This is a genomic window from Planktotalea sp. (genome assembly GCF_018607965.1).
Taxonomy (GTDB): Bacteria; Pseudomonadota; Alphaproteobacteria; order Rhodobacterales; family Rhodobacteraceae; genus Planktotalea.
Genome location: NZ_JABBAM010000057.1, coordinates 1 through 5,959 on the forward strand (window position 1 = coordinate 1; position 5,959 = coordinate 5,959).

Consider the following 5,959-nt stretch of genomic DNA (forward strand, 5'->3'; position numbering starts at 1 on the left):
TTGTCATTCTCGTATCCATTCGTTCGGGTTGGATACACCTTAGCACGCTGTCCGATTTTGCCGGACCACTTCAAGGTCTTCGTTGAACTCTCTGACGACAGCTGCGCGCATCATTTCTTCCTTTGTTTTATGAGAGGGCTAGTCGTCAAAGCCAGCGACGCACATGTATTTGACCGATAGGTAGTCTTCCAAAAATTTGCTGCCGCCCTCTTTGCCCATGCCGCTTTATTTGAGACCGCCAAACGGAGCCTCAACGGTACCGTCAGAGCAAAGCTTTCCAACATCAGCATCGCTCACGTATCACTCACTTCATGCGTACCCGCCCGTGAGGCTTTAATGCCAGCCCTAATAATTGCGATAACGGTGATGCAGGTCAGCCCCCAAAAAAACCAAGTGATTGGACCGCGAAACAGGATCAATGGAGAGCTGCCGCTCATCAACATTGATTGACGGAAGTTGTCCTCGAGCAATGGCCCCAGAATAAAAGCGATCAAGAACGGAGCCGCAGGGATATCGTAGCGCAACATAAAGAAGCCGACCCAACCCATTAAAAACATGACACCGATGTCGAATAAGTTATTGTTCACAGCATAGACACCGTAGATGCACAGGACCAAAACGCCGGGAAACAGCAGACCTCTGGGGATATCCGCCACGTATTTAAAGCCGCGGATTGCCACTGATCCAATCAAGAACAAAAAGACAGAGCTAACTATCAGGCCAATAAACAACCCGTAGATGATGTCAACGTTTAAAATGAACATCATTGGACCCGGTTGCAGGCCATGGATCATGAATGCGCCCATGATGATTGCCGTAATCACATCACCGGGCACTCCAAGTGCGAGCAGTGGAATAAGAGTGGCCCCTGCAACACCATTGTTACCCGCTTCTGCTGCAGCTACCCCTTCGATTTCACCTTTACCAAAGTTGTCTTTGTTTTTCGATTTCCGTCGTGCCTCGGAATATGAGAGAAACGCCGACGGGGCCGCTCCAATGCCAGGGATTGATCCAAGAAAAACACCGATGAAGCTGCCTCTGACAATGGACTTAAAGCTGTCTTTATATTCTTTAAACGTAACCCAATTATCGCCCAACGAGCGTGACTTACGATCATGGGATTTTGGATTCCAAACCATTGCAAGAATTTCTGGGATAGCAAACAAACCAATTAAGACCGCAATAAAATTGAGGCCACCCATCATGTTTGGATCGCCAAGCGTAAACCGGTTCGTGCCATAAACAAGATCAAGTCCGATTGTTGCGAGGAAGAGACCAAGCAAAGCTGAGAGTGCGCCGCGCAGCAGGCTGTTCCCCGAAACCCCGGCAATGATGGTCAAAGAAAACAGCATCAGGGTGAAGAATTCAGGAGGGCCGAAGTTAAGTGCAAATGAGGCCAGCCAACCAGCAAACAATATCAAAGCGAGGTTGGAAATCAAATCAGCCGTGCATGATGCCCAAAGTGCCATTCCCAGTGCTTTGCCAGCCTTGCCTTGCTCCGCCATTGGGTATCCATCAAGCACAGTTGCCGAAGACGCAGGCGTGCCAGGTGTTTTGATCAGGATGGCGGGAATGGATCCACCGAAAATACCACCCTTGTAAACGCCTAAGAGAAGCAAAATGCCAGTGATGGGTTGCATTGCAAAGGTAAAGGGCAGCGTCAGGGCTACGGCCATTGTGGCCGACATGCCGGGGATCGCGCCACCGACCACACCAATTGCCACACCTGCGCCAAGCGCAAGGAAACTTTCTAAATTGGCAACAAGTGCAAGGCCAGCCAACAGCCCATCAATAAAGCTCATGGCAACCTCACAAAATTACCTTGGGGAATGGCGACCCCCGCCACATGTGCGAAGAAAGCGTATAATACTAACGGGATAATAATAGCGCAGACCAGCGCAGTGATGGGGTGGCTCGTACGCACCAGAAATGCAGTTGACACAAAAACGAGCATCGCGGTCCAGACCAAACCAAGTCGAGGCATAATGAAAACGGTAACCAGCATGATGGTCGCGGCACCAAGCAAACGCAGATACGCCGCTTTTGTACCTTCAAAGTCGGATGCTGCTTTACTGACCAGTTTGGGGGCTCTGAGGCCTGTTGCCAGCAAACCAAGACCTGTTAATCCAGTGAGGCCAGCCAACGCATACGGCCAAAATAATGGGGATAACACAATGTTTCTGACATTGCTGGGCGCAGAAACAAACGCGGGAATGGCAATAAAAATGAACAAAACTGAGACAGCAATCGCCCCAATGCCAAGTCGCAATTGAATGTCACGGTCGCTCATTTTAGCCCCCTCTAATTAGACAAATGGTGGCAGAACATGAAAACTCTGCCACCATTGTATTTGGCACCTCAGACCGTTCAGCCTTCGATGCGCATACCAAGATCATCAACTAATTTGCGGAATGTGTTGTACTGACCTTCAATAAACACATTCGCCTCTTCTGGTGACATCAACTGAATGACAGATCCCCGTCCCTCCATGGTGGAGCGAAAAGTATCATCTGCCGTCGCATCGCCCATCCATTCACCCCATTTCGCAGCAACATCGTCAGACAGATCATCTGGGCCAGCAATGCCGGTCCAACCGACCAATTGCTCCAAAGCAGGTTTACCCAAGGAAGCAGCCGACGGCGCATCAAAACCTTCGACAGGGTCTGCGGTAGTAACCATCAATGGAACGAGTTGCCCATTTGCGACAAAGCTCGACAATGCAGAAGAGTTTGTGCAAATAAATGTCACTGTCCCGTTCAAAACTGCAGTTGCCGCCGCGCCGCCCCCCTTTTGTGGAATATGGGTTGCCTGATCAAGCGGGTTTTCGACGCCAAACTCATTCAGGACCATTACTGCTGCCAAATGCAGAAGTGAGCCGACACCGGAAGAACTGTATGCAACCCCACCTTCATTCACTTTCGCAATAAGTTCATCCATGCTTGTAATGCCGGATGCTGGCGTGACTGCGCAGGCAACAGGGTTAATTTCATAAACGGTTACAAATCGAAAATCATTCAATGTGTAAGGCAGCGTTGCTTTCATCGCAGGGTTAACGGAGTGAGAACCCACACGCGCAAACAACATAGTATAGCCGTCACCCTTGGCGTTCTGAACCGCGACAGAACCTGTCGCCCCGCCTGCCCCGGTCACATTGGCCATCACAATTGGCTTACCAACCGCATCGCCCAAAGGCTCAGCAATGGAGCGCGCGGAAATATCTGTGGCACCGCCCGCACCATACGGGATCACCATTTTAATTGGTCTTTCAGGGTAATCGGCAATGGCGGCCGTCGCGGTTAGCATCGCAAGTGCGGCACCCGCAAGTCGTTTGTGCAGTCGTGTCATTTTTATTCCTCTCTAAGTTCGCGAACCCGGCATTGACGCAACTATCACATAAACCAAATTTGGATTCTTAACTTTTTGTATAGTAAGTTCATCTTGCATTTAAACGCCAAATACTTACATATTGCGTTACATATACTTACACTTTGAGAGCCTTGCATGACGATTCGATTGCTTAAGACCCTTGTCGCGATTGAGGAAAATGGCACGTTCAGTGCGGCGGCAGAATCTATTTTCATTACCCACGCGGCGGTCAGCCAGCAAATGAAGGTGCTTGAGGATAAATGGGCCGTCAAAATATTTGACCGCTCTCATCGTACACCTCAATTAACACCGATTGGCCGTGCGCTTGTCGCAAAAGCGCGCAAAGCTATTGCCGAATACAACAACGTTTTACCTTCGGTCCTTGAGGATGACGGCTTGAACGGTGAGTTAATGTTGGGTGCGGTTCCAACAACGCTGACCGGACTGATGCCACTGACCGTTTCATCCTTAAAACAAACTTACCCAAAGCTCGTCGTCCATATGCAGCCCGGTCTAACAAATGACCTGATGCTGCAAGTTGAGCGCGGACGCATTGATGCCGCCATTCTGACGCAGCCACCCTACATCCCGAAAGGCCAAGTCTGGAACGAGATCGCAAAAGAAGAGCTTCAGCTTCTAGCAGCCGAAGACACAGTTTCTGACGACCCCATCCAGCTTCTGCGTGAGAACCCCTTTATCAGGTTCAGTCGTAATGCCGTTGTCGGGTCGATGATCGAAGCGTGGCTGCAAGACCAGAAAATTAACGTTTACGACACTATGGAACTGGAAGGCCTAGAGGCCATTTCGAGCATGGTTTTGTGCAATATGGGTGTTGCGATCGCACCCCGTCGTTGCGTACAGGTGATGCATCCCTTGCCTCTAAAACGGCTGCCACTCGGACCGACCGCACCCCATCGGATACTCGGGCTAATTCACCGACAAGACAGCGCGAAAACCCGCGCCATCGAAGAAGTCGTCGCCCGACTTCGGCAAGCGGTTAAGGTCGGGGTGTTTACTTTGAACATGGGTAGGATGGGCCCAAAGAATGGCATTTGAATACTACGTCTTTCTTGTCTTCGGGGCCGCATCTGGCGGACTGATCAACGGATTAGCTGGATTTGGAACCGCTCTCTTTGCGCTCGGTTTTTGGCTGCAAATCATGCCGCCCCTCCAAGCCGTCTCTATGGTTGTGGTGATGTCGGTAGCCAGTGGATTGCAGGGTGTTTGGCTCGTGCGCAAGTCCATTGTCGATCAGCCAAAGCGGCTTGCGAGGTTTTTGATGCCTGCCCTACCGGGTATTCCGTTGGGTGTCGCGGCCTTGTCATTCGTGCCCGTCGAAGTGCTGAAAATCACCATAGCCGGCTTCATGTTGCTTTATGGTGGTTTCTTTTCTTTCCGTCGCGTTTTACCAAAATTTGAACGACCCACACCCATTGCAGATTGTTTAGTTGGATTTCTGGGTGGCCTATTGGGCGGTGCCGCATCATTATCAGGCGCATTGCCGACGATGTGGTGTGCCATGCGCGCTTGGCCGAAGGCCAAGACGCGCGCGGTCCTACAACCATTCAACGTTGCAGTATTGGGTCTTACCCTAATCGTGTTCGCATTTAAGGGCGCTTATACATGGGATGTTCTCAAACTTATCGCCCTCGCGCTGCCAGTGACGATGGTATTCGCCCAGATCGGCATCATCATTTTCAAACGCCTGAACGATGATCAATTTCGAAGATTGATCATCGCTCTGATGTTCATCTCTGGACTTATTCTCATGCTGCGAGAATTGTTTGCCTAACGCTATGGCACCTTAAAGAAAGGTGCAGGAACAAGCAGTTTATTTTCAACATTTACCACCAAGGGACGCATTATCTTGGCGTAGCTTTGCCAAATCGGCGAGGCCTGCAACATTTTGCGCCGCTCAAACCGGTCATCAAGACTGTCATAGCCCCACATATGCACGATCTGGTTCAGCGGCCCAATGTCGGTAAAGTAGTAGCCCACCATTTTACCTAGAATCTCCACCTGGCATTCCATTGCTTCTTCTTCGTATAATTTTAAAAATACAGGCACTTGCCCTGCGTGCAGTGTATAAATGCGTTCGTCCACAAACATGATGTTTCTCCAATTAGGTGATGTAAAGTGTGATGGTATTAAGGGCGAAGATAGCGAGGATAGAAGTCAAACCGCTTATATGGACGATGGCACCAAACCGTAAGTTTCCGCAACGACCAGAGCTGAAAAGCCGCTGACGAAAAACGGGATGGGTAGGCTGCGTTTCTGGCCCGGTTCCCGTGTCTCTGCGAAGACAATCGATAGGACAAGAACGATGGGCACCAAAACCGCGACCCTTAGAAGTTTGACAAAGGTTGCCGTTTCTCCAGTTAGGTCGGACACGGAATATCTAGCACCAACGAACTGTGCGACGTCATGGATCGTCTCCCCAGGGAACACGCCCGTCGCGATGTCCGACAGTCCAGCATAGTCTGCATTGATCGGGTAAATGATCACCGCCATTGTGCTTAACGCTGTCACAGCGATGACGGTGAAAACCGTATCCCGTTCCAGTATTTTGTTTTTTCGCAAGACCGACGAAATG

At 50.3% G+C, this 5,959-nt stretch carries 7 protein-coding genes; 2 read left to right on the forward strand and 5 right to left on the reverse strand.

Annotated features, from left to right (window positions below; genetic code table 11):
- Positions 1–293 precede the first annotated feature (293 nt).
- The 3 genes from QZ279_RS05255 to QZ279_RS05265 all read right to left on the reverse strand — a co-directional run bounded on the left by QZ279_RS05255 (position 294) and on the right by QZ279_RS05265 (position 3,345).
- Positions 294–1,802 carry a tripartite tricarboxylate transporter permease gene (locus QZ279_RS05255; RefSeq protein WP_293448912.1) on the reverse strand — a complete coding sequence of 503 codons (1,509 nt, stop codon included), beginning with the start codon at positions 1,800–1,802 and terminating at the stop codon, positions 294–296.
- Positions 1,799–2,233 carry a tripartite tricarboxylate transporter TctB family protein gene (locus QZ279_RS05260; protein WP_293448914.1) on the reverse strand — a complete coding sequence of 145 codons (435 nt, stop codon included), beginning with the start codon at positions 2,231–2,233 and terminating at the stop codon, positions 1,799–1,801. Before QZ279_RS05260 ends, QZ279_RS05255 begins: the two co-directional genes overlap by 4 nt.
- 134 nt (positions 2,234–2,367) lie before the next feature.
- Positions 2,368–3,345, reverse strand: coding sequence for a tripartite tricarboxylate transporter substrate binding protein (locus QZ279_RS05265; protein ID WP_293448916.1), 978 nt, complete (start codon positions 3,343–3,345; stop codon positions 2,368–2,370).
- A gap of 156 nt (positions 3,346–3,501) precedes the next feature.
- On the opposite strand from QZ279_RS05265, the gene QZ279_RS05270 reads away from it, so the two are divergent.
- Positions 3,502–4,422 carry a LysR substrate-binding domain-containing protein gene (locus QZ279_RS05270; RefSeq protein WP_293448918.1) on the forward strand — a complete coding sequence of 307 codons (921 nt, stop codon included), beginning with the start codon at positions 3,502–3,504 and terminating at the stop codon, positions 4,420–4,422.
- Positions 4,412–5,158: a sulfite exporter TauE/SafE family protein gene (locus QZ279_RS05275; RefSeq protein ID WP_293448920.1), complete on the forward strand. Its 747-nt coding sequence runs from the start codon at positions 4,412–4,414 to the stop codon at positions 5,156–5,158. Before QZ279_RS05270 ends, QZ279_RS05275 begins: the two co-directional genes overlap by 11 nt.
- Positions 5,159–5,160: 2 nt before the next feature.
- Here QZ279_RS05275 and QZ279_RS05280 read toward each other — a convergent pair whose 3' ends face one another.
- Positions 5,161–5,475 carry an NIPSNAP family protein gene (locus QZ279_RS05280; RefSeq protein WP_293448922.1) on the reverse strand — a complete coding sequence of 105 codons (315 nt, stop codon included), beginning with the start codon at positions 5,473–5,475 and terminating at the stop codon, positions 5,161–5,163.
- Between the two features lie 75 nt (positions 5,476–5,550).
- A partial coding sequence (locus QZ279_RS05285) for a putative sulfate exporter family transporter (protein WP_293448925.1) occupies positions 5,551–5,959 on the reverse strand: 409 nt, incomplete at its 5' end.

Coding starts and splice junctions, on each gene's coding strand:
- QZ279_RS05270 (WP_293448918.1), top strand. CDS start 3,502: ATGACGATTCGATTGCTTAAGACCCTTGTCGCGATTGAGGAAAATGGC.
- QZ279_RS05280 (WP_293448922.1), bottom strand. CDS start 5,475: ATGTTTGTGGACGAACGCATTTATACACTGCACGCAGGGCAAGTGCCT.
- QZ279_RS05275 (WP_293448920.1), top strand. CDS start 4,412: ATGGCATTTGAATACTACGTCTTTCTTGTCTTCGGGGCCGCATCTGGC.
- QZ279_RS05255 (WP_293448912.1), bottom strand. CDS start 1,802: ATGAGCTTTATTGATGGGCTGTTGGCTGGCCTTGCACTTGTTGCCAAT.
- QZ279_RS05265 (WP_293448916.1), bottom strand. CDS start 3,345: ATGACACGACTGCACAAACGACTTGCGGGTGCCGCACTTGCGATGCTA.